The organism is Bradyrhizobium sp. HKCCYLRH3059 (assembly GCF_051168035.1).
In the GTDB taxonomy this organism is placed as follows: Bacteria; Pseudomonadota; Alphaproteobacteria; order Rhizobiales; family Xanthobacteraceae; genus Bradyrhizobium.
Genome location: NZ_JBNPUF010000004.1, coordinates 94,838 through 114,938, shown reverse-complemented (window position 1 = coordinate 114,938; position 20,101 = coordinate 94,838). Strand labels below are relative to the sequence as shown.

Annotated in this window: 24 protein-coding genes and 2 tRNA genes; 14 read left to right on the top strand and 12 right to left on the bottom strand. The window is 65.3% G+C overall.

Features of this window, described 5'->3' with window-relative positions:
- Positions 1-132: 132 nt before the first annotated feature.
- On the top strand, positions 133-711 hold the full coding sequence (locus ACQR13_RS14395; protein WP_315712084.1) for a hemerythrin domain-containing protein: 579 nt from the start codon (positions 133-135) through the stop codon (positions 709-711).
- A gap of 172 nt (positions 712-883) precedes the next feature.
- Positions 884-1,009: a hypothetical protein gene (locus ACQR13_RS14390; RefSeq protein ID WP_315712083.1), complete on the top strand. Its 126-nt coding sequence runs from the start codon at positions 884-886 to the stop codon at positions 1,007-1,009.
- A gap of 273 nt (positions 1,010-1,282) precedes the next feature.
- Here ACQR13_RS14390 and ACQR13_RS14385 read toward each other — a convergent pair whose 3' ends face one another.
- Positions 1,283-2,035 carry a hypothetical protein gene (locus ACQR13_RS14385; protein ID WP_315826901.1) on the bottom strand — a complete coding sequence of 251 codons (753 nt, stop codon included), beginning with the start codon at positions 2,033-2,035 and terminating at the stop codon, positions 1,283-1,285.
- Between the two features lie 214 nt (positions 2,036-2,249).
- Between ACQR13_RS14385 and ACQR13_RS14380 the strand changes: the two genes are divergently transcribed.
- The 4 genes from ACQR13_RS14380 (at position 2,250) to ACQR13_RS14365 (ending at position 3,607) form a co-directional block, all read left to right on the top strand.
- A complete protein-coding gene (locus ACQR13_RS14380; protein WP_315712080.1) occupies positions 2,250-2,582 on the top strand; it encodes a Rieske 2Fe-2S domain-containing protein in 333 nt (110 codons plus the stop codon).
- A 213-nt stretch (positions 2,583-2,795) separates the two neighbouring features.
- Positions 2,796-2,870, top strand: a tRNA-Glu gene (locus ACQR13_RS14375).
- Between the two features lie 165 nt (positions 2,871-3,035).
- Positions 3,036-3,293: a PilZ domain-containing protein gene (locus ACQR13_RS14370; protein ID WP_315826902.1), complete on the top strand. Its 258-nt coding sequence runs from the start codon at positions 3,036-3,038 to the stop codon at positions 3,291-3,293.
- 44 nt (positions 3,294-3,337) lie between these two features.
- Positions 3,338-3,607 (top strand): porin, encoded by a 270-nt coding sequence (locus ACQR13_RS14365; protein ID WP_316173691.1) that lies wholly within the window; start codon positions 3,338-3,340, stop codon positions 3,605-3,607.
- 5 nt (positions 3,608-3,612) lie between these two features.
- On the opposite strand, the gene ACQR13_RS14360 is transcribed toward ACQR13_RS14365, so the two are convergent.
- Complete coding sequence (locus tag ACQR13_RS14360) at positions 3,613-4,254, bottom strand: glutathione S-transferase family protein (protein WP_315712077.1); 642 nt, start codon at positions 4,252-4,254, stop codon at positions 3,613-3,615.
- Between the two features lie 267 nt (positions 4,255-4,521).
- Positions 4,522-4,974 (bottom strand): VOC family protein, encoded by a 453-nt coding sequence (locus tag ACQR13_RS14355; protein WP_315712076.1) that lies wholly within the window; start codon positions 4,972-4,974, stop codon positions 4,522-4,524.
- A gap of 590 nt (positions 4,975-5,564) precedes the next feature.
- Between ACQR13_RS14355 and ACQR13_RS14350 the strand changes: the two genes are divergently transcribed.
- Positions 5,565-5,867: an HU family DNA-binding protein gene (locus ACQR13_RS14350; RefSeq protein WP_172109121.1), complete on the top strand. Its 303-nt coding sequence runs from the start codon at positions 5,565-5,567 to the stop codon at positions 5,865-5,867.
- 469 nt (positions 5,868-6,336) lie between these two features.
- Here the strand turns inward: ACQR13_RS14350 and ACQR13_RS14345 are convergent, their stop codons facing one another.
- Positions 6,337-6,486, bottom strand: coding sequence for a hypothetical protein (locus ACQR13_RS14345; protein WP_315751638.1), 150 nt, complete (start codon positions 6,484-6,486; stop codon positions 6,337-6,339).
- A 133-nt stretch (positions 6,487-6,619) separates the two neighbouring features.
- Here ACQR13_RS14345 and ACQR13_RS14340 point away from each other — a divergent pair, with 133 nt between their 5' ends.
- Positions 6,620-6,910: a hypothetical protein gene (locus ACQR13_RS14340; RefSeq protein ID WP_315712074.1), complete on the top strand. Its 291-nt coding sequence runs from the start codon at positions 6,620-6,622 to the stop codon at positions 6,908-6,910.
- A gap of 62 nt (positions 6,911-6,972) precedes the next feature.
- Here the strand turns inward: ACQR13_RS14340 and ACQR13_RS14335 are convergent, their stop codons facing one another.
- Entirely contained in the window at positions 6,973-7,137 is a 165-nt protein-coding gene (locus ACQR13_RS14335) for a hypothetical protein (RefSeq protein ID WP_434862926.1), read from the bottom strand.
- A gap of 367 nt (positions 7,138-7,504) precedes the next feature.
- Between ACQR13_RS14335 and ACQR13_RS14330 the strand changes: the two genes are divergently transcribed.
- From ACQR13_RS14330 to ACQR13_RS14320, 3 genes are all read left to right on the top strand, one after another.
- Positions 7,505-8,266, top strand: coding sequence for an SIR2 family NAD-dependent protein deacylase (locus tag ACQR13_RS14330; protein ID WP_315751637.1), 762 nt, complete (start codon positions 7,505-7,507; stop codon positions 8,264-8,266).
- Positions 8,267-8,466: 200 nt separating this feature from the next.
- Complete coding sequence (locus tag ACQR13_RS14325; protein WP_315712071.1) at positions 8,467-9,120, top strand: cold-shock protein; 654 nt, start codon at positions 8,467-8,469, stop codon at positions 9,118-9,120.
- A 161-nt stretch (positions 9,121-9,281) separates the two neighbouring features.
- Positions 9,282-9,358: transfer RNA gene (locus ACQR13_RS14320), tRNA-Pro, on the top strand.
- Between the two features lie 323 nt (positions 9,359-9,681).
- Here the strand turns inward: ACQR13_RS14320 and ACQR13_RS14315 are convergent.
- The 5 genes from ACQR13_RS14315 to ACQR13_RS14295 form a co-directional block, all read right to left on the bottom strand.
- Positions 9,682-10,374 (bottom strand): ABC transporter ATP-binding protein, encoded by a 693-nt coding sequence (locus tag ACQR13_RS14315; RefSeq protein WP_315751635.1) that lies wholly within the window; start codon positions 10,372-10,374, stop codon positions 9,682-9,684.
- On the bottom strand, positions 10,371-11,606 hold the full coding sequence (locus tag ACQR13_RS14310; protein ID WP_434862925.1) for an ABC transporter permease: 1,236 nt from the start codon (positions 11,604-11,606) through the stop codon (positions 10,371-10,373). The genes ACQR13_RS14315 and ACQR13_RS14310 overlap by 4 nt, the downstream gene beginning before the upstream one ends.
- Positions 11,603-12,682 (bottom strand): efflux RND transporter periplasmic adaptor subunit, encoded by a 1,080-nt coding sequence (locus ACQR13_RS14305; RefSeq protein ID WP_434862924.1) that lies wholly within the window; start codon positions 12,680-12,682, stop codon positions 11,603-11,605. Before ACQR13_RS14305 ends, ACQR13_RS14310 begins: the two co-directional genes overlap by 4 nt.
- A 42-nt stretch (positions 12,683-12,724) precedes the next feature.
- Positions 12,725-13,129, bottom strand: a complete 405-nt coding sequence (locus ACQR13_RS14300) for a translational machinery protein (RefSeq protein ID WP_315712066.1) — start codon at positions 13,127-13,129, stop codon at positions 12,725-12,727.
- A gap of 172 nt (positions 13,130-13,301) precedes the next feature.
- Positions 13,302-14,444 carry an OpgC domain-containing protein gene (locus ACQR13_RS14295; RefSeq protein WP_434862923.1) on the bottom strand — a complete coding sequence of 381 codons (1,143 nt, stop codon included), beginning with the start codon at positions 14,442-14,444 and terminating at the stop codon, positions 13,302-13,304.
- Positions 14,445-14,666: 222 nt separating this feature from the next.
- Between ACQR13_RS14295 and ACQR13_RS14290 the strand changes: the two genes are divergently transcribed.
- A complete protein-coding gene (locus ACQR13_RS14290) occupies positions 14,667-14,972 on the top strand; it encodes an ETC complex I subunit (protein WP_315751632.1) in 306 nt (101 codons plus the stop codon).
- 24 nt (positions 14,973-14,996) lie between these two features.
- On the opposite strand, the gene ACQR13_RS14285 is transcribed toward ACQR13_RS14290, so the two are convergent.
- Both ACQR13_RS14285 and ACQR13_RS14280 read right to left on the bottom strand, forming a co-directional pair.
- Positions 14,997-15,485: an Lrp/AsnC family transcriptional regulator gene (locus ACQR13_RS14285; protein WP_315712629.1), complete on the bottom strand. Its 489-nt coding sequence runs from the start codon at positions 15,483-15,485 to the stop codon at positions 14,997-14,999.
- Between the two features lie 13 nt (positions 15,486-15,498).
- Positions 15,499-16,143 carry a TetR/AcrR family transcriptional regulator gene (locus tag ACQR13_RS14280; RefSeq protein ID WP_315712062.1) on the bottom strand — a complete coding sequence of 215 codons (645 nt, stop codon included), beginning with the start codon at positions 16,141-16,143 and terminating at the stop codon, positions 15,499-15,501.
- A gap of 326 nt (positions 16,144-16,469) precedes the next feature.
- Between ACQR13_RS14280 and ACQR13_RS14275 the strand changes: the two genes are divergently transcribed.
- A complete protein-coding gene (locus ACQR13_RS14275) occupies positions 16,470-18,077 on the top strand; it encodes a carboxyl transferase domain-containing protein (protein ID WP_315712061.1) in 1,608 nt (535 codons plus the stop codon).
- A gap of 2 nt (positions 18,078-18,079) precedes the next feature.
- The gene (locus tag ACQR13_RS14270) at positions 18,080-20,083 is read left to right on the top strand and encodes an acetyl/propionyl/methylcrotonyl-CoA carboxylase subunit alpha (RefSeq protein ID WP_315751630.1); all 2,004 of its coding nucleotides are present in this window, start codon (positions 18,080-18,082) and stop codon (positions 20,081-20,083) included.
- The last annotated feature ends 18 nt before the right edge of the window (positions 20,084-20,101 follow it).

Here is a 20,101-nt window from a genome sequence, read left to right as displayed (position 1 = left end):
CGCTGACCTGTCACATCGGTCTGTCAGTTTGATCTGCCGCAATGCCGCCCGCGCTCGCGCGGGCGTAGTCTGTTGCGTTCAGGGAAAATGCCGGTTCGGCAAGGCCCAGCCGGCGCACAGGCGAGGGCGGCCATGGCAAGGATCATCGAAGCGCTGCTGCAGGAGCACGAGAATCTCGAGAAGCTTCTCTCGGTGCTCGAGCACGAATTGGAGCTGTTCGATCACAATCGGCGGCCGGACTACGACATCCTGCAGAGCATCATCGCCTATTTCGAGGACTATCCGCAGCGCTGTCATCATCCCAAGGAGGAGATGATCTTCGGCAAGCTGCGCGAACGCGACCCTGCCGCGGCCGCAGCCTATGGCGACGTCGACGACGAGCACGAGACCGAGGCGCAGCGGCTGCGCGGCTTTGCCGACGCCGTGAACGCGGTGCTGTCGGACCAGGAGATCCTGCGCGAGAGCTTCCACGCCGCCGTGCATGAGTTCATCGACAGCCAGCGCGAGCATCTGCGCAAGGAGGAGACCCTGCTGTTTCCGGCGGCGCTGCGCGCCCTTCAGGCGGAGGATTGGGCCGATATCGACGCCCGCATGTCGGACCGCAAGGACCCGCTGTTCGACGGCGACGTCGCCGAGAAATTCCACAATCTCGAGCGGACCATCCTGCGCTGGGAACAGGAGGCGGAGCAGGCGCGCGCCACCGCCGGCTGATGGCGTTTTGCCCAATTGCGCCCCGCGACCGGTGGACTATAGTTCCAGTGGGGGCAGGCACTCTTTCGCGGAGCTGGCTATGGCCGCTTTGAACACTGGGCTCGATCCGGTCCGAGGTTCGTCGAATGCAGGGGCAGGGGCAGATGCGGCCCGAACGCCTGCGCAGGTCCCGATGGCGCAGCAGAGTGCCTTTGGCAGCCATGGCTATGACATGTATCCCCAGGAACTCGTCCGGCTGTCGGGCTGCCAGGAGCAGGCGCTGCGCCGTGAGACGAAGCGCGCCTTGCAACTGAGCTGACGGTCTTGTCCGATCTCGCCGCTCGCTGGTCCCCGCGCTGGTTCATGGCCGGAACGCAAACCCGGGATCATGGTTGTAGTTCATGATCGTGGTTATTCCGGTATACGCGCGTTAACCTATCATTAACCAGATCGCGCGACCCTGTTCGCATACCCCAGGAATGCGACGGAACCGGACGGCCGGAGCCGGCAGTCGCGACAAGAGGCCGGCGGCGTAACGCCCGCCGGCCTTTTTGCGTGGGCGGGTCGGCTGGAATGACACCGCACCCTTGCGTCAGTTGCGCCGCGCCAGCGAGCGCAGGAAGCCCTGATATTCCTCGTTCAACTCCATATCGACGGCAGGCGCGAGCTTCAGCAGGACATTGGCGATGAACGCCTGGTCGTTGCGCGGCTCCTCCAGCACCTCGCGCAGCACCGGGACGTTGTCCTCGATGTGATGCAGAAAGGCGACGCCTTTCTCCGCCGTCTCGGTCCAGCGCGCCCGCGTCCATTTCGCCAGCGGATACATGATCTCGTGGACGAAGTTCGACTTGCGCGCCTTCTCGAAGAAGCGCAGTCCGGCGCTCCAATATTCCTTGGCGCGCAGCGGCGGTGGCGGCAGATCGCCTGTCAGCATCTTCTTGCCGGCCTGGCCGACGAAATCGTCGAGCGTGGTCGGCGCATCGATCGTGGCGCGGAAGTGCCACAGCGCGAACGAGCCGGGAAAATCCTTGCCCATGCCGTCGAGCAAGGCGGTCTCGACCTTGTCGACCGCGGCCTTGTCGCCCTTCAGCGACGCCGTCATCGCGAAGGCGAACAGCGCGTCGTTGCCGACCTCGTGGACGCCGCCGTTCTGCAATTGCGCCGCCGACAATGCGGGTGTCTTGCCGTCGGCAGGCACCGCGGCCTCGCCGACGCGCTGCGCCTTGATGAAGGTGGTGATCTCGAGCCAAGCCATGAGGTTGGCGATGAAGGCGTCGGGATCGACATGCACGATGGCGAGATTGAGCGGCTCCTTGCGTGTTCTCAGCTCGGTCATGTCGGTCATGTCGCACTCCGCCGCAACTCGCCGCCGAGCGGTCTGTCGCCTTTGCGACACGATGGCTCGTTCGACGAGAGATGCCGGGAAGGGCAGCAAGAAGGGTGCCACGGTCTTGTCGGGCTTGGTCTTGTCGGGCTCGCGGGCACAGCGCGGTCCGCGGAACGAGTTTTGCTCGTGGTCCTTCGATTGCGATGGTCGCAATGGAGCATGAGGCCAGCGAATGTTCACCCGCGTCTGCAAGGCCGACACCATCGACGAAGGCGGCATGCGCCTCGTCATCGCCGACGCCCAGCTCGTCATCCTTGCCTGGCCCGACAATGGCGAGCTCAAAGCGTTCCAGGGCGTCTGCCCGCACACGGCGGCGCCGATGGAGGAGGCCGGCTTCGACGGCCGCGTGCTCAGTTGCCCCGTGCACAATTGGACGTGGGATGCTTTCACCGGTACGCCGCTCCACCCGCCGGAGAGCGCGCTGGCGCAATATCCGGTCAAGGTCGAGGACGGCGTGGTCTACATCGACACGGACGGTATCGCTCCGCTGTTTGCGGCCCGTTGAGCACGCGGGAAGAGACCGGAAACACCGCCACGGGGTGGCTTGCCCGGCCGGCGAAACGCCTCTATACGTTCGGCGCGCGGCACGGAATCACCGTCGGTGGTTCAGCCGACCTCGCAGATCATCGCCTCAAGCGGCTGATTTGCTGAAGGTTTTACCGAAACGTGCAAGCGGCGATGGCACCGGGGCCTCGTGCCCTCTGGCATCGTGCGTATTGCTCCCTTCGTCTATCGGTCAGGACGCCACCCTTTCACGGTGGAGAGAGCGGTTCGATTCCGCTAGGGAGCGCCACTCCGCGCCGGCTTTCCTTCCATCTTCGATCTTGAAACGGACGGTTTGCGCCGAGACGCGGTCGGCGCGAGGTTCTGCAGCGATGAATCGCACGCGCAGTCGGGGTCCGGTCAACCGTCCATTAGGGTCCTTGCCGTACTGCAACGGGCGAGCAGGAGCAGGATGATGGCCGCGCCCAAGAAGCGGGAAGCCCGCAAATCGATGAAGCAGCCGGCGTGGATCACGCTGGATGGCGGGTTCGCCGTGCGCCATTGCCTGGTTCAGGACATTTCCAGCGCCGGCGCCAAGCTGACCCTGCAGGACGCGGCGGCGCTGCCGGCGACCATCCGGCTCGCCTTCGCGCGCGACGCAAGAACGGGCCGCCAGTGCCGGGTGGTGTGGCGCCGCGGCGCCTCGGTCGGCGTCAAGTTCATCGGCAAATAGACGGCCGGTGTCGCTTCGCTGCGGCAGACGCGCTAACAAGCGGCATGTGTCGATCTCTCATCCTGGGCGCCCTCGCGGTGCTCGCCGCCGTGACCGTGGCAGCCGCCGGCTCGCCGGGGTCGTCGCTTCTTGCGCCATCGCTTCCCGGGCCGAAGGCGGCTGGACCGAATAAGGCCGCATCCCGTTCAGGCGCCGCCACCAGCAATCCCTGCGCGTCCTACGGCGCCAACTTCGTACGCGTCGAGGGAACCGATACCTGCGTGAAGGTCGGCGGCGCCCTGCGCGTCGAGATGGGCACCTCGACCAGCCGCTGAGGTGCTCACGACAGCGGCGGCGCGATGTGGCGGATGAAGGCCGGGCGTTGCGCGATCTGTCCGTACCAGCGCGCGAGGCTCGGCAGCTCCGGCTTGACGACACCTTCGACTCCGAACCAGCGCCGGGCATAGGCGCCAAGCGCAATGTCGGCGAGCGTGAAATGCTCGGCCTCGACGTGGCTGCGCGTGGTCAGATGCGCGTCGAGGATGCGCCACATCGCCGCGGCGTCGTCGGCCGCCTTCTGCAAGGCGGCCATGTCGCGCTGCTCCGGCGGCGTTCGCACCAAGCCCCAGAACAGCGGACGCTCGATCGGCTGCACCGTCGACAGCGTCCAGTCCAGCCAGCGCTCCACCGCGGCGCGGTGCTGTGGCGTCGTTGGATAAAGCGGCGTGCCGTCGCCATAAGCGAGGCAGAGATAGCGCATGATCGCGTTGCTCTCCCACAGCACGAAATCGCCATCGACCAGCGTCGGGATGCGGCCGTTCGGATTCATTGCGAGATAGTCCGCCTCGTTGTTGCGGCCGTACTGCATGCCCGCGTCGATACGGTCATAAGCGACATCGAGCTCGGCGAGACACCACAGCACCTTCTGCACGTTCACCGAATTGGGGCGGCCCCAGATCGTCAGTCTGTCGTCGGCGGACACGTTCGGCTCCTCTCTGGGCGAGCGTCATCGTTAGCGCATGTTACGCAAAAAGCCCCGCTCGAAGCGGGGCTTTTCCGACGAACGCATCGTTCGCGGCGATCAGTGGCCGAAGAACAGCCAGAGCAGAATGATCACCGGAATCGGCACGCCCAACAACCACAATAGAAGTCCTCGACCCATCTCGGCCTCCTCGTATCCTCTCCATCGATCGGAGCGACAACGCGAGGGTGGCCACGATGTTCCGGCTGGATCATGAAGGCGAATGACTCACCAATGTCCGGTGTTCGGCATCGACAGCCAGGGCTCGGCCGGCGCCTTCGGCTCGCCCTTCTGCAACAGCTCGATCGAGTGCAGATCGGGCGAGCGGATGAAGGCCATGTTGCCGTCGCGCGGCGGCCGGTTGATGGTAATGCCGAGCTTCATCAGCCGGTCGCAGGTGGCGTAGATGTCGTCGACCTCATAGGCGAGATGGCCGAAGAAGCGGTCCTCGCCATAGCTCTCCTCGTCCCAATTGTAGGTGAGCTCGACCAGCGGGGCGCCACGCGTCGGCGGCAGGCTCTTCAGCAGGTATTCATCTTCGGGTGCGCAGAGAAACACCAGTGTGAAGCGACCCTTGTCGTTGTCGATCCGGCGCACCTCCTTGAGGCCGAGCGCATCGGAATAGAATTTGAGCGCGGCGTCGAGATTGCGCACGCGCAGCATGGTGTGGAGATAACGCATCGTGTCTTCTCTCCCTGAACTCGAAGCGGATGGTCAACGGCCGCCTGCGGACGCCGATCCATAGCAGCAATTCGCCCGCCCGTGTATCGAGCCTGATGCTGCGGCGGCGCCGGCTCGCTCGGATGTGCGGTGCGCGCGACGACGCATTCGACGGGGCTGCGCGGTGTTGCGAGAGCCCCTCCGTATGCCAGCGAATCGCTGTTTTGGCAGTGATTCGCGGCATGGATGAACGAGCGCGATGCGACCGCATGCAGGGATTTCAGCATGTTTCCCCTGCAATGTGCGGCCAAAATCACGCAGGACCGTCGAAAATGCCTGGAAATATAGGGGAAAATGAATCGCTTGCTCCGTTCGATCGCCATCGCAGCTTGACTTCTGCGCGCTCCGTTGGAATTTTGGCGCCGCTGTGGGTGCTTCGGGGCCCCTTGAAATGCAGGAGAATCCCGAAAATCGCGGGGTGATACGCCACTAGACGACTGAAGTCCCGGCTGTGCAATGCAGCCAGAAAGCCCCGACCAGTCTGCGCAGCAATGCGCTGATAGCCGCGCAGTCGTCACGTCATTCACCGGTATCAATCACAAGGAGATACGATGGCTACCCAACTTTCCAAGTCGCAACTGATCGAGAAGATTGCGACCTCGACCGAGCTGTCCAAGCGCGACGTCAAGAACGTCATGGAGACGCTCACCGACGTCGGCCACAAGGAGCTGAAGAAGAACGGCGTGTTCCTGGTGCCGGGCTTCGCCAAGTTCGTCGTCGTCAAGAAGCCCGCCGTGAAGGCGCGCAAGGGCACCAACCCCTTCACCGGCGAAGAGATGATGTTCAAGGCCAAGCCGGCCCGCAAGATCGTGCGCGCCCGCCCGGTCAAGGCCGCCAAGGACGCGGTTGCCTGATCTGAACCGTCAGTCACGGTCGTGATCACGTCAAAGGCCTCCTGAAAAGGAGGCCTTTTTCGTTGCGGGCTGTGTGGTTGCAGCGCGGCTGAGTGTTGCGGTCGCCGAAGCGCCGGCGTCCCCGGACCGCGAAGGTTGGCACCGCGGGGGGCCCGAAAAACGACAGCAGCGCCAGCGCGACGGAATATCTTCGTCGCGTGGCGCCACCCTCGAAACTGGGCCCTGAAATCCCCAGTACTGATGTGTCTCGGGGAGGCGCAGGAAGGTTCAAAGGTCTTTGCGGGAAGATTGACCGGCCCGTACGCCCTCCGGCCTGCGCGGGAGCGCCGTCGCGCGCGCTGGGGAGAAGCCGGTGGATATGGCGCAGCAAGCCGTTGATCCGCGATCCGAAGGGCCCAGGCGAGGAGCTGTGGATAAGCGTTGGATCGGCTGTGGATGAAGGCCCGGCGCTCGCCCGCAAAGCTCGGCTTCAGCGGCGCTCGCCGGTCAGATCCGCTCTGTCGTCCGCAGCTATTTCAGGCGCCGCACCGGCCGCCTCGGTCCTGGGATGACAGGACGCAAGCACGACGAATCCGCCATAGCCGATGATGTTGAACAGAAGTTCCAGCCAGGATGCCATCGGGGATTTCCCTCATGGCGGTGAACGTGTGGCGACGGTCACGGTTCCAACGCGCGCGGCGGTGAGCCGGGCTGCAACCAACTCCCCCGCATCTGCGTTGTTTGGACGCATGGGAATTGGAGGACATTCGATCATGAGAAAGACATTGGCTGTTCTGGCGACCGCGGGCGCCGTCGCCATCACCGCACTCGCGGCACCCGCACCGGCACAGGCGCGCGGCATCGGCCCGGGTCTCGCATTCGGCCTCGCGGCGGGAGCGTTGACTGCCGGCGCGATCGCGGCCTCGCACCCGTATTACTATGGTCCGGGCTACGGCTACGACTACTACGACTACGGCCCGCGTTACGTCTACGCGCCCGGGCCGTATGCCTATTACGGCGGACCGTACTATCATCGCTACCACCACTGGCGTCATCACTGGTAAGCGCCAGTCGTGACAAGGAGAGCCCGGACGGCGAAAGCCTCCGGGCTCTTTTTTCATCCCTGCTATTCCGCGGCCTCGCCGCGCTGCGCCTTCTTCCACGCCAAGCGGGCATATTCCTCGCGTTCGCGCGCGAACTTCTCCTGGGTCGACTTGAACCGTGCAATCCTTGCGGTGATGTCGGCGCGCTCCTTCGCGCGGCGGTCGTCCGGCGTCTCGTTCTGCCTCACGGATCCTCTCTGCTCCGGTCGCTATCCGGCGAGCCTCGCCCTGAGACGCGTGACAAACTTCCTGGCGAATCGCTGGCGCGATGTGGATGTCCGATTGGGGCGTGATTGCGGACGGTCGGCCCCGGCTGCAGGCGGCTCGCGCGTTTTGCTGGGGACGGAAGGCGAGCAACGCCAACGTCTTCCGGTAGACACGAAACAATCTGACTCGCTTTGCTTGCAGTTGCGTCGTTCACGACCGGTTCCGGTGGATGCGGAGTGGCGCAACGACGCAGCCGAGCCGGACACGCCCAGAGGCGGGGGCCAGCTTGCCGTGCTATGAAGGGAGGACAATGATGATGCGAGGTTTCATGCTTCGGGGCCGCCGCTGATGATTGCATCCGATCTGCACGACGGGGTGAACCGCCTGGGAGACATGATCGCTGCGGCGCGGGTGATCGTCCCCTTCACCGGTGCTGGAATATCGACCGAGACGGGCATTCCGGATTTCCGTTCTCCCGGCGGTCTATGGACGCGCAACCGGCCGATCCATTTCGACGAATTCGTCGCCAGCCAGGAGGCGCGGGACGAGGCTTGGCGGCGGCGCTTCGCGATGCAGGAGACGTTTGCCGCGGCGCGGCCCGGCCGCGGCCACCTGGCGCTTTCGTCGCTCTACCGTGCGGGGAAAATTCCGGCCGTCATCACTCAGAACATCGACAACCTGCACCAGGACTCCGGTTTCGCCCCGGATCACGTCATCGAGCTGCACGGCAACACCACCTACGCGCGATGCATCGGATGCGGGCAGCGCTATGAGCTCAACTGGGTGCGCGAGCGCTTCGAGGCCGACGGTGCCGCGCCGGATTGCCCCGAATGCGCGGAGCCGGTGAAGACCGCGACGGTATCCTTTGGTCAGTCGATGCCCGAGCATGAAATGCAGCGTGCCAGCGAACTCGCGCAGCACTGCGATCTGTTCGTCGCGATCGGCTCATCGCTGGTTGTGTGGCCGGCCGCGGGCTTTCCATTGATGGCAAAGCGGGCTGGCGCGCAACTCGTGATCATCAACCGGGAACCGACCGATCAGGACGACGTTGCAGACCTCGTTATCCACCACGACATCGGCGAAGTACTCGGATCGTTCGTCCGTAATTGAACGGAAATTGATGCATTTTTGTCGGCATCTCTGTTCATATGCCTCACTGAAACCGATTTTTATCTATGCGCGGCACGAGGGAATGTTATCTTTGATTCGAGAGATTCGCGTGACTCATCGTGGGTATAGGTGGTGAGCACGTGTATGAGGGCGCCGTTGCAGGGGTGGCGGCTCACAATTCATATGTGAGGTCCGGGGTTATGGGGTCGGACGGATTTGAGTCCAAGAAGCTTGGGGTGCCGGTCGTTGGTGTATCGACACCAACCCGGCTCGGGGCGGAATATCAAACCGGCGTCGCGCGCGACTCGGCAATCGATGCGATGACCGGTCTTGGCGAGAACCTCGTCGAAATCAGCGGTGTCATCAAATGGTTCGACGCCTCGAAGGGATACGGTTTCATCGTTCCCGACAATGGCTGGCCGGACGTGCTGCTGCACGTCACGGTGCTCAGGCGCGACGGCTACCAGACCGCCTATGAAGGTGCTCGCCTGGTGGTGGAGTGCGTGCAGCGCTCCAAGGGCTACCAGGCCTTCCGCATCGTCTCGATGGACGAGTCGACGGCGATCCATCCGGCGCAGATGCTGCCGCCGCGCACCCATGTGACGGTCACGCCGACCAGCGGGCTGGAGCGAGCCCAGGTCAAGTGGTTCAACCGGCTGCGCGGCTTCGGCTTCGTGACCTGCGGGGAAGGGAGTCCGGACATCTTCGTCCACATGGAGACCCTGCGCCGCTACGGTATGACCGAGCTGCGCCCCGGCCAATGGGTGCTGGTCCGCTACGGGCCCGGCTCCAAGGGCATGATGGCGGCCGAGATCCACCCCGAGACGGGCTCGCCGGCATTGTCCTCGCACTGAGCGGATGCTTCCTGCGACCACCGCATTTGACGGCCCCGGAACGGCGTTTCCTGGGGCCGTTTTTCATGCCGGCTCCATCTTCACGGACGGGCCGCAGTCTTGCTGCGGAGGCCGCGACCGTGTAGTGACGGGTCCTCGAGGACAATCGTCCTTGAGACCATCGGGGTATAGCGCAGCCTGGTAGCGCGGCAGTTTTGGGTACTGCAGGTCGTTGGTTCGAATCCAGCTGCCCCGACCATCTCCGCAGCGGCGCGGCTTCCCGGGTGAGGCCAATTGCTGGTGCGAACTCCGGCTCGACGCTCACGATAGCGAGAAGGATTTCGGCCAGGCCGCCGGCCGTCAATCGGCACGAGCGACCGCGAGCGCGCCTGGCCAAAAAAATTCGGATGCTCCCGCAGCGGCAAAACCCGGGAGCATCCGAAGTGTGCGGGTGAATCCGGGGAAGGAACATCCGCTGGTCGTCAGCATCCTCTGAATCGAAATCTCGCGTCTTTGCGCTAAATCAAATCAGGCGCAGGAGGCGGTTCGCGCGTCGACCGTGCCGAGGTCGCGGCGGGTGGATCAGCGCGCCAACTCGTCCTGCGCCAGCCGGCCGTCGATGATGTGCACGCGCCGTTGCATCTGGGCGGCGAGGTTGAGGTCGTGCGTGACCGCGACGACAGTCTTGCCGCGCAGCGTGACCAGATCGCGCAGGATGCCGAACACCTGCGCGGTCGCGGCGGTGTCGAGGCTGCCGGTCGGCTCGTCGGCGAGGATCACCGGCGGATCGTTGGCGAGCGCGCGCGCCACCGCCACGCGCTGGCGCTGGCCGCCCGACAATTTGTCCGGCGTCTTGCGCAGATGCTCGGCCAGCCCAAGCGACGCCAGCAGTTCCTCGGCGCGCTGGGTGATGGCGCGCGGCGACAGCCGTGCCAGCGCGCGCATCGGCAGCGCGACGTTCTCGGTGATCGAGAATTCCGGCAGCAGGAAATGAAACTGGAAGACGAAGCCGAGCCGCGACAGTCGCACCTCGGCGCGCTCATCCTCGCTCATGCCGGTCGTCGAGCGGCCGTCGATCAGCACGTCGCCCTGGCTCGGCAGGTCGAGCAGGCCAAGCAGGTAGAGCAGGGAGGATTTGCCCGAGCCCGACGGTCCGGTGATGGCGATGAGCTCGCGCGGATGGATCACGAGATCGATGTCGGCGACCAGCGTCACCGGCACCTCGCCAGGCAGCACCTTCGTCACTTGCCGCGCCTCGATCAGGGGCGGGCTCACGTCGCCCCCCGGATGATGTCGACCGGATGCAACCGCGCCGCGGCGCGGGCCGGAAAGTAGCCGGCGACCGCGCTGGAGATCAGCGCGACCGCGCCCGCCAGCAGATAGTGCTTCAGCGAATACAGCACGGGCAGATGATTGTAGTCGGAGAACGGCGTCTTGAACTCGAGCGAGGCCAGCCCGCGGGTAAGCAGGTAGCCGAGCGCCCAGCCGAGGGCGGCACCGGTCAGGCCGATGAACAGCGCCTCGACGATGAAGATGGTTCGGACCGTGCGGTCGCGGAAGCCGAGCGACTTGAGGATGGCGATGTCGCGGGTCTTCTCGTGGGTGATGGTCGAGATGATGTTGTAGGTGCCGAAGCTCGCGATCAGCAGGATGGCGCCGACGATGGTGTACATCAGCACGTTGCGCAGCGTGATCGCCGCCAGCAGGTCCTCCTGCGCCTCCTGCCAGGAGACCGCCTTGTAGCCGGTCTGCTCGCCGATGCGCTCGCTGATCAGGCGCGCCTGCATCGGATCGTTGGTGCGGACGCGGATCTCGTTGATGATCCCGGTCTGGCGCTCCAGGATCTGCGCGGTGCGCAGCAGCACGTAGCCGGTGGTCTCGTCGGTGCCGCGGAAGCCGGAATGGAAGATGCCGACGACGGTCGCGTTCATGCTGATGCCCTGGGCCGAGGCGAGCGTGATGTTGGAGTTCACCCGCGCGCCGATCTTGGCCGCGAGCCGGTCGCCGAGCAGGATCGCGTGCGAGGACCGGTACAGCGAATTGAGGTTGCCCTGCCGCATGTGGCTCGCCAGCGTCGAGACTTGGCCCTCCGTGCGCGGATCGATGCCGATGATTGCGACCGTCAGGTTGCGGCCGGCGAAGCGCAGCACGGCTTTGGACTGCACCGACGCCGTCAGCGCGCCCGGCACCCAGCCCTGCAGCGAGGCGATGGTGGCCATCGGGTTCTTGATGCCGGGACGGCGGATATTCGGGGTCAATCGATGATATTCGGCCGCCGCATAGACTTGGTCGGCCGGCTGGCGGGTCGGCTGGCGCAGTTCGTCGGTGATCGAAATGTGCGGCAGCGCGTCGACCAGCGTGCGGATGAAGTCGTCCTGGGAGCCCTCCATCATCGCCGCCATCATCACCGAAAACGCCACGCCGGTCATGACGCCGGCGATCGCGACCAGCGTCTGGCGGGCGCGGCGGCGCACATGGGTCCAGGCGATGGTCAGGACGAGGCTCATGGCACGGACGTCTCGGGCTCGATCACGCGAATCCGCTCGCCGTCCTTGATGTCGGCGGTCGCCGGCGCCGCGACCAGCTCGCCCTCGCGGGCGCCGTCGAGGATCTCGACCGCCGCGGAGCCGCGGATGCCGATCCGCACCGCGCGCCGGTGCACACGGCCGCCATCGATCACCATGAGGCTGTTGTTGACGACGGCATTGGCCGGCGCGAGCAGCGTGTCACCCGTCTCGCGGCTGACGATGTTGGCCTCGACGCTCATGCCGACGCGCAGCGGCGTGTTGTCGGGCAAGCCGATCCGCACGCGGAACGTCTTGGCCACGGGATCACCCGCCGGCGTGATCTGCTTCACCGTCCCGGGCAGGGCCTGGTTGCCGAACGCATCGGCGCGTAGCAGCGCCTTCTGCCCGACCTGGACACGGGGGATGTCCTCCTCGTTGACGTCGGCGACGACCCAGAGCGGCTTCTCCAGGCCGACGCGGTAGAGGATGGTGCCGGGATCAACCATGTCGCCGACCTCGCCGTCCTCCTTGAGGACGACGCCGTCCATCGGCGCCACCAGCTTGAAGTAGTCGAGGCGCTGGGTCTGGGCCGCGATCTGGGCGCGGATGCGGGCGAGATCGCTTTCGGAGCGCTGGTACGCTTGCGAGGTGGCCGCGCCGCGTGCCAGTAGCTGCGTCTGCCGCTCGAATTCGAGGCGCTGGAATTCCTCCTGTGCGCGCAGATCGTTCAAGGTGGCCAGCGCCTCCTTGTCGTCGAGCCGCGCCAGCACGTCGCCGGCCTTGACCAGCTTGCCTTCGCAGCGGCAGCGCTCGACGATGCGGCCGCGGACCAGGGGCGTGCTCCGCGACCACGTCTCCGGCTCCACCGCGCCGGTCTCATACACGATCTCGGCCGCCGTGCCGCGGGTGATGCGGGCGGTCGCGATCAGCGGTCCACGCAGCCACCATGCGGCAAGCCCAGCCAGCGCGCCGAACAGCAGGATGATCGAGAGCAGGCCGCGCCACGGAAAACGACGCCGGCCGCGATCGACGGCCGGCGGGGCAGCAATGGCGTTGGATCGGTCCGGCGTCAGCATGTCCATGATCGAACGGACCCTGCGACGGGAGAAAGGCTATACTTAGCCGGCAGTGCCCGTCGCCACGCGGGGCGGAGCCATCTTGAAGTGCTGTTTGGCATAGGCGACGATCTGGCGATCGGTCGGGTGATCGGCAGCTTCGACACCGACGATGCGCTTTCCGACCGCAGGATGCTTCTCGTGCAGGTACTTGGCAAGCTCGGTCTTGGCGCCGGCCGGGCCGATGATCAGGATCTCGCCGGCGTCATCGAGCGCGTGCGCGACCTCCTCGAGGAAATTCTTGTCGGGCGCCGCGTGGCCGCTGCCGATCTCGTTGGCCTTGTGGTGCAGGTGCTTGGTCTGCAGGTGTGGATGCAGCGTCAGCTCGTCGGCACCGGTCAGTCCGATATGGAACACCTTGGCCTCGCTGTGATCGAGCCACACGACGGCATGGAAATGGGTCGGCATATTCTGGTCCTTGTCAGCAAATCGCCGCGTGGCGGCCTTGCGCGTTCGCCATGGAACGCGCGCCGCGGAAGGCGGCACTCGTTGTGAAGCAAACCTTAGCGAGCCCGATCGTGGCCGGCTTGATGCAGGTCAACGGACGCGGGACCGCCCCCGCGCCCCTGATGCGCGGGGTTTACTTCGGCGCAGGCGGCTTCGGCAGCGGCTTGTCCTGCCGCTTCGACCAGGAGATGTAGTAGGCCACGGTGGTCATGATCGCGATGCCCGCCGCGCTGACGAGGATCTGCGCCAGCAGCGAACCTGAGCTCAGCATCAGGGTGAAGTGGCCGATGAAGGACAGGAACACGCCGACGCAGAACACCGCCAGCGACTGTTGGCCGCAGACGATGAGGGGATCGAACGCCTTCCACTCCAGGCCCGGCCATTCCTTCGGCACGAACCGGATGACCAAAATGACGATCACCACGAAATGCAGGAAGCGGTACGGCGCGAGATTGGTCTTGTCGTTGGGATTGAACGCCGAATAGAGCCAGTTCGGAAACATCGATCCGAGCTCGGGGAAGCGGCCGGCCATCGTCATGACCAGGGCGAGCACCATATAGGCGATGCAGAAATACAGCGTGGCCGGCGCCATGATGATGCCCATCGAGCGGCGGGCACCGCCGAGCGCGCACCAGGAGCCGAACACGAACAGCACCTGCCAGCAATACGGATTGAAGTACCAGGTGCCCGCCGGATAGGCCGCGAAATTCCAGCCCATCTGTCGCGCCACGAGCCAAAGCACGATCGAGGCGATCATGGTCAGGTCGGGCTGGCGCAGCATCATCCACAGCACCGGCGGGAAGAAGCCCATCAGCACGATGTAGAGCGGCAGCACGTCGAGATTGACCGGCTTGAACTTCAGGATCAGTCCTTGGGCCAGCGTATCGCTGGCGTGGTCGACCAGGCCTGCGACGTTGAACTCGTCGATGATCTCGGAGACGCCGAACCGCGTCGCCAGATAGCTGATGGCCACAATATAAATCACGAACAGCACGATGTGGGCGACGTAGAGCTGCCACACCCGCTTGAACAGCCGGGTGGCGCCGACGATGAAGCCGCGGTCGATCATCATGCGCGCATAGACGAACGAGGCGGTATAGCCGGAGATGAACACGAACAGGTCGGCGGCGTCGCTGAAGCCGTAATTCCGCGTGGTGAGCCAGTTCACCACGTTGTCCGGGATGTGATCGAGAAAGATCGCCCAGTTGGCGATTCCGCGAAACAGGTCGAGCCGAAGGTCGCGCCCTCGCTCGGGCAGCGTGGCATTGATTTTCATGGCCGCTTCAACGCACTGTTTTGAATGGAAAGCGTTCGGGGAGCAGAGGCGCCGTGGCAGTCGACCGAGATTGTCACGGGACGGCAGAATGACTATACGGGGCACGATAGACGGTCATGTCCAGGATGGGAATCACCGTTCCGTGCCGACGCTTGCCTGTACCCCATCCCGGCCGTTTCCGCCAAACGCATGACGACGCAGCTTCCAGGGGCTCTTCCAGCCATGACCGCACGCATTTTCAAGCCCGCCAAGAACGCGATGCAATCGGGCAAGGCCAAGACCCGGGACTGGCAGTTGGATTATGAGCCGGAGCAGCCGCGTTCGGTCGAGCCGCTGATGGGCTGGACGTCCTCCTCGGACATGAAGCAGCAGGTCACCTTGCGCTTCGACACCAAGGACGAGGCGATCGCCTATTGCGAGCGCAAGGGCATTCCCTATCAGGTGATCGAGCCGAAGGAGCCGGTGAAGCGGCAGATCGCCTATGCCGACAATTTCTCGTTCCGCCGCGGCGAGCCCTGGACGCATTGAGGGGCCGGCCCGGCCGTCATCCGTTCACCCTGTTTGAGGCGGCCCGCCGGGGATGGGCAGTGGAGCGTCCTTGGACAGGCCGAGCACCGGGAAGCTCCTGATGGCCCGGACGCCGGGCAGGGCGGCGAACTGGCGGAGCTGGCGGCTCATGCCTTCGACCCCGGTCGACACGCATTTCAGCAGAAAATCCGCATCTCCCGACAGCCGCCAGCATTGCTGGACCCAGGGCAACGTCACGATCGCGGCCTCGAACGATTCCAGCGCCGTCTGGTGCTGGCTGTCGAGCTGAATCGACACGAACGCGACCACCTCATAGCCCAGCGACCGTTCATCGATGCTGGCGCGGATGGACTTGATCACGCCGCTGCTGCGCAGCGTCCGCACCCGGCGCAGGCAGTTCGGATGCGAGATCCCCACCCGATCGGCGAGCTCGTTGATGCGGATCCGGCCATCGGCCTGGAGCTCCGCCAGGATCCTGCGATCGATCGCGTCAAGCTCCGGGCTGCCAGCCATCGGCGCGGCCCGTTCAGCCGGTCGGGTGATCAGGCCGGCCACCGCCGGCCTGATCAGGCCCGGTGATGCGCGGCATGACGCCCGAGAGCACGAGCTTCTCGTGGGCCGCGATGATCGCCTCCCTGGTGAGCCGGCCGCCAGGACGGTACCAGCTGCACAGCCCGGTCAGGAGCGCGATGATGGCAAAGGTCGCGACCTGGATGTCGTCAACGTCGAACACGCCTTGCGCCACACCGTCGCCGAGGATGTCGGCCAGCCGGCGCTCATAGGCGCCGCGCAGCGCCACCACCGCCTCATAGTTGCGGGGATCGAGGCTGCGCAGCTCCGAATTGGCGATGAAGACCTCGCGCTTCCGGGTCATGTGATAGCTGACGTGGAAGGCGACGAACGCCCGCAGGCGTTCGACGGGGCCATGGGTGTCGCGCAGCGCTTGGTCGAGCTCGCGCAGGAGATTGTTGATGTGGTCCTGGATCAGCTCCGCCAGCAGCTCCTGCTTGGTGCTGATGTGATTGTAGAGCGAGCCTGGCTGGATGCCGACCTCGGCGGCGAGCTGGCGGAGGCTCATGGCCTCATAGCCGTGCTGGAAGATCAGCCGCAGGCCGGCCTTGCGGATCGCCTCCATCGTCGTCGGACCATGTGACCCGATCGTGCGCGCCATCTCGTCCTCGCTGGACCGTCCCGGTGCCGATCGCGGCGGATCCGCCACGGGAGGGGCCCGTAGTGAAGTCTGAAAATTCCGTGGTCTCAAGCAAATGCTGCTCGCCCCGGACCCTACAACAATCCGCTTGAGAATAGAATTTAAAAACGTATGATCGTTTAATTCGAGAAGGACGGACGGCCGCAGACCGGGCCGCCGACGGGCAGGGAGGACAGCATGCGGGCAAAGATGGTACACCCGGGCTCTCAGCGGCCTGAACGGCCGCGACCGCTCTGACGCGTGCTCCCACGGCTTCCCCCTCCAGCCTCGCAACGAAGACGCCGGTCATGACGCTTCACTCCACGATCGATCCATCGTCCTCCGATTTCGCCCGCAATGCCGACGCCATGCGCGCGCTGGTCGCCGACCTCAGGACGAAGCTGGGGCAGGTCGCCGAGGGCGGCGGCGAGGCCTCGCGCAAGCGGCATCTGTCGCGCGGCAAGATGCTGGCGCGTCAGCGTGTGGACCTGCTGCTCGACCCTGGAACGGCGTTCCTGGAGCTGTCGCCATTGGCCGCGCACGGGCTCTATGGCGGCGACGTCCATTCGGCGAGCATCGTCACCGGCATCGGCCGCATTGCCGGCCGCGAATGCGTCGTCGTCGCCAACGACGCCACCATCAAGGGCGGCACCTACTACCCGATGACGGTGAAGAAGCACCTGCGCGCCCAGGACATCGCGCGGCAGAACAACCTTCCTTGCGTCTACATGGTCGATTCCGGGGGCGCGTTCCTGCCGCTGCAGGACGAGATCTTCCCGGACGAGCGGCATTTCGGCCGCATCTTCTACAATCAGGCGCAGATGTCGGCGCAAGGCATCCCGCAGATCGCGATCGTGATGGGCTCGTGCACCGCCGGCGGCGCCTATGTGCCGGCGATGTCGGACGAGAGCATCATCGTGCGCAATCAGGGCACGATTTTTCTTGGCGGCCCGCCGCTGGTGAAGGCGGCGACCGGCGAGGTCGTCACGGCCGAGGAACTGGGCGGCGCCGACGTGCATTCACGCCAGTCGGGCGTCACCGATCACTACGCACAGAACGACGCCCATGCGATCGGTATCGCGCGTCGCATCGTCGGCACGCTGAAGCCGCCGGGCGCGCGCAGCGCGCTGAATATGCGCGAGGTGCGCGAGCCGCGCTATGCGGCGGAAGAGATCTACGGCGTCGTGCCGGTCGACGGCCGCAAGCCGTTCGACGTGCGCGACATCATCGCGCGGGTGGTCGACGGCTCGGAGTTCGACGAGTTCAAGAAGCTCTACGGCCAGACGCTGGTGTGCGGCTTCGCCCACATCTGGGGTCATCCGGTCGGCATCATCGCCAACAACGGCATCCTGTTCAGCGAGAGCTCGCTGAAGGGTGCGCATTTCATCGAACTGTGCTGCCAGCGCAACATTCCGCTGGTGTTCCTGCAGAACATCACCGGCTTCATGGTCGGCAAGAAATACGAGGCCGGCGGTATCGCCCGTGACGGCGCCAAGCTGGTGACTGCGGTCGCGACCGCGTCGGTTCCCAAGTTCACCGTGGTGATCGGCGGCTCCTACGGCGCCGGCAATTACGGCATGTGCGGCCGCGCCTATGCGCCGCGTTTCCTCTGGATGTGGCCGAACGCGCGCATCTCGGTGATGGGCGGCGAGCAGGCCGCGATGGTGCTGAGCCAGGTCCGCCGCGACGGCATCGAGGCCAAGGGCGAGAGCTGGCCTGCGGAAGAGGAAGAGAAATTCCGCAGCCCCATCCGTGCGCAATACGAGGCCCAGGGCAATCCCTACTACGCGACGGCGCGGCTGTGGGACGACGGCGTGATCGATCCCGCCGATACCCGCCTTGTGCTCGGGCTCGGATTGTCTGCCGCCGCCAATGCCCCGGTCGAGCCGACCAAATTCGGCCTGTTCAGGATGTGATCATGGCTCGTCCCGGATTGTATCGTCGTTTTCGCAAGCTCCTGATCGCCAACCGCGGCGAGATCGCCGTGCGCGTCATCCGCACGGCACGCGCGATGGGATTGAAGACCGTCGCGGTCTACTCCGAGGCGGATCGAAACGCGCTGCATGTCGCGCTCGCCGACGAGGCGGTGCTGCTCGGCCCCGCACGCGCCCGCGATTCCTATCTTAACATCGAGCGCTTGATCGAGGCTGCGAGGCAGACAGGCGCCGAGGCGGTTCATCCCGGCTATGGCTTCCTGTCCGAGAGCGCCGAATTCGCGCAGACCTGTCTCGACGCGGGCCTGGTGTTCGTCGGGCCGACGGCCGCGATGATCACCGCGATGGGTTCCAAGTCCGGCTCCAAATTCCTGATGGAGCAGGCCGGCGTGCCGCTGGTGCCCGGCTATCACGGCGAGGCGCAGGACGAGGCGACGCTCGCCAATGAAGCCGCGCGGATCGGCTTTCCCGTTCTGATCAAGGCCTCCGCCGGTGGCGGCGGCCGCGGCATGCGCGTGGTCAATGCAGCCGGCGATCTCGCTGATGCCGTCACCAGCGCCAAGCGCGAGGCCAAGGCGGCGTTTGGCGACGACCGTGTGCTGATCGAGAAATTCGTCCAGAACCCGCGCCACATCGAGGTGCAGATCATCGGCGACAGCCACGGCAATCTGGTGTCGCTGTTCGAGCGCGAATGCACCTTGCAGCGTCGGCACCAGAAGGTGATCGAGGAGGCGCCGTCGCCGACGCTGACGCCGGAGCAGCGGGAGACGGTCTGCGCCGCGGCGCGTCGCGCGGCCGGCGCGGTCAACTATGTCGGGGCGGGCACCATCGAGTTCGTCTCCGACGGCCGCGACGTGTTCTTCATAGAGATGAACACGCGCCTGCAGGTCGAGCATCCCGTCACCGAGTTGATCACCGGCGTCGATCTCGTCGAATGGCAGTTGCGCGTCGCCTTCGGCGACGCGCTGCCGCTGACGCAGGACCAGATCCGCTTGCATGGCCATGCCATCGAGGCACGCGTCTACGCGGAGAATCCCGCCAAGAATTTCATGCCCTCGGTCGGCACGATCAAGACCTGGCGGCTTCCCGCTGAAACCGGCGGCCTGCGCATCGATGCCGGCTATCGCGAGAGCGATGTGGTCTCGCCCTATTACGACGCGATGCTCGCCAAGATGATCGCCTGGGCGCCGACCCGCGAGGTCGCGATCGAGCGGCTCAACCGCGGCCTTGAGGACACCGACGTCCGAGGTATCGTCAGCAACATCCCGTTCCTGTCGTCGCTGCTAACGCATCCCGACGTCGTGGCGAACGCGATCGACACCGGTTTCATCGAGCGCCATCTGACACATCTGACCCCGTCGGGGGCGGTGGCCGGCGACCTCGAGCTCAGTGCAGCCGTCGCGGCCATTCTCATCGGCGAGCAGACTGCGGCCAAGGAGCAAGGCTCGCCGTGGCGCGCATCCGGTTGGATGCCGGTGGGGCTGCGGCAGCGCGTGTTCTCGTTCCGCCAAAGCGCTGGGAATGAACCGCGGACCGCCACGCTGGCCTATGGTCCCAGCGTGCAGCGCCTGTCGATCGAGGGCCGTGAGACCTCGTTCTCGGCACTTCCGACTGATGACGGCGGCTTCGACCTTGTGTGCGACGGCGTCAAATCCCATGTGGTGGCCGTCATCGAGGGCCATGAGCTGTACCTGCGGACCCGCAACGGCCGTTTCGATCTGCATTGGATCGATCCGTTCGGCGGTGACGACGAGGAGCAGGCCGGCGAGGACAAGATCGTGGCGCCGTTGCCGGGGACCGTCGTGGCGCTGCTTGCGCAGGAAGGCGCCGTCCTGGAGAAGGGTGCGGCGATCCTGACGCTCGAAGTCATGAAGATGGAGCAGACCCTGCGGGCGCCGTTCGCAGGCCGGCTCAAGGCGATCAAGTGCAAGGTCGGCGACATCGTGCAGGAAGGCGTCGAACTGGCGGACCTCGAACCGTCCGCCTGATCCTCGAACCGAAGAGGT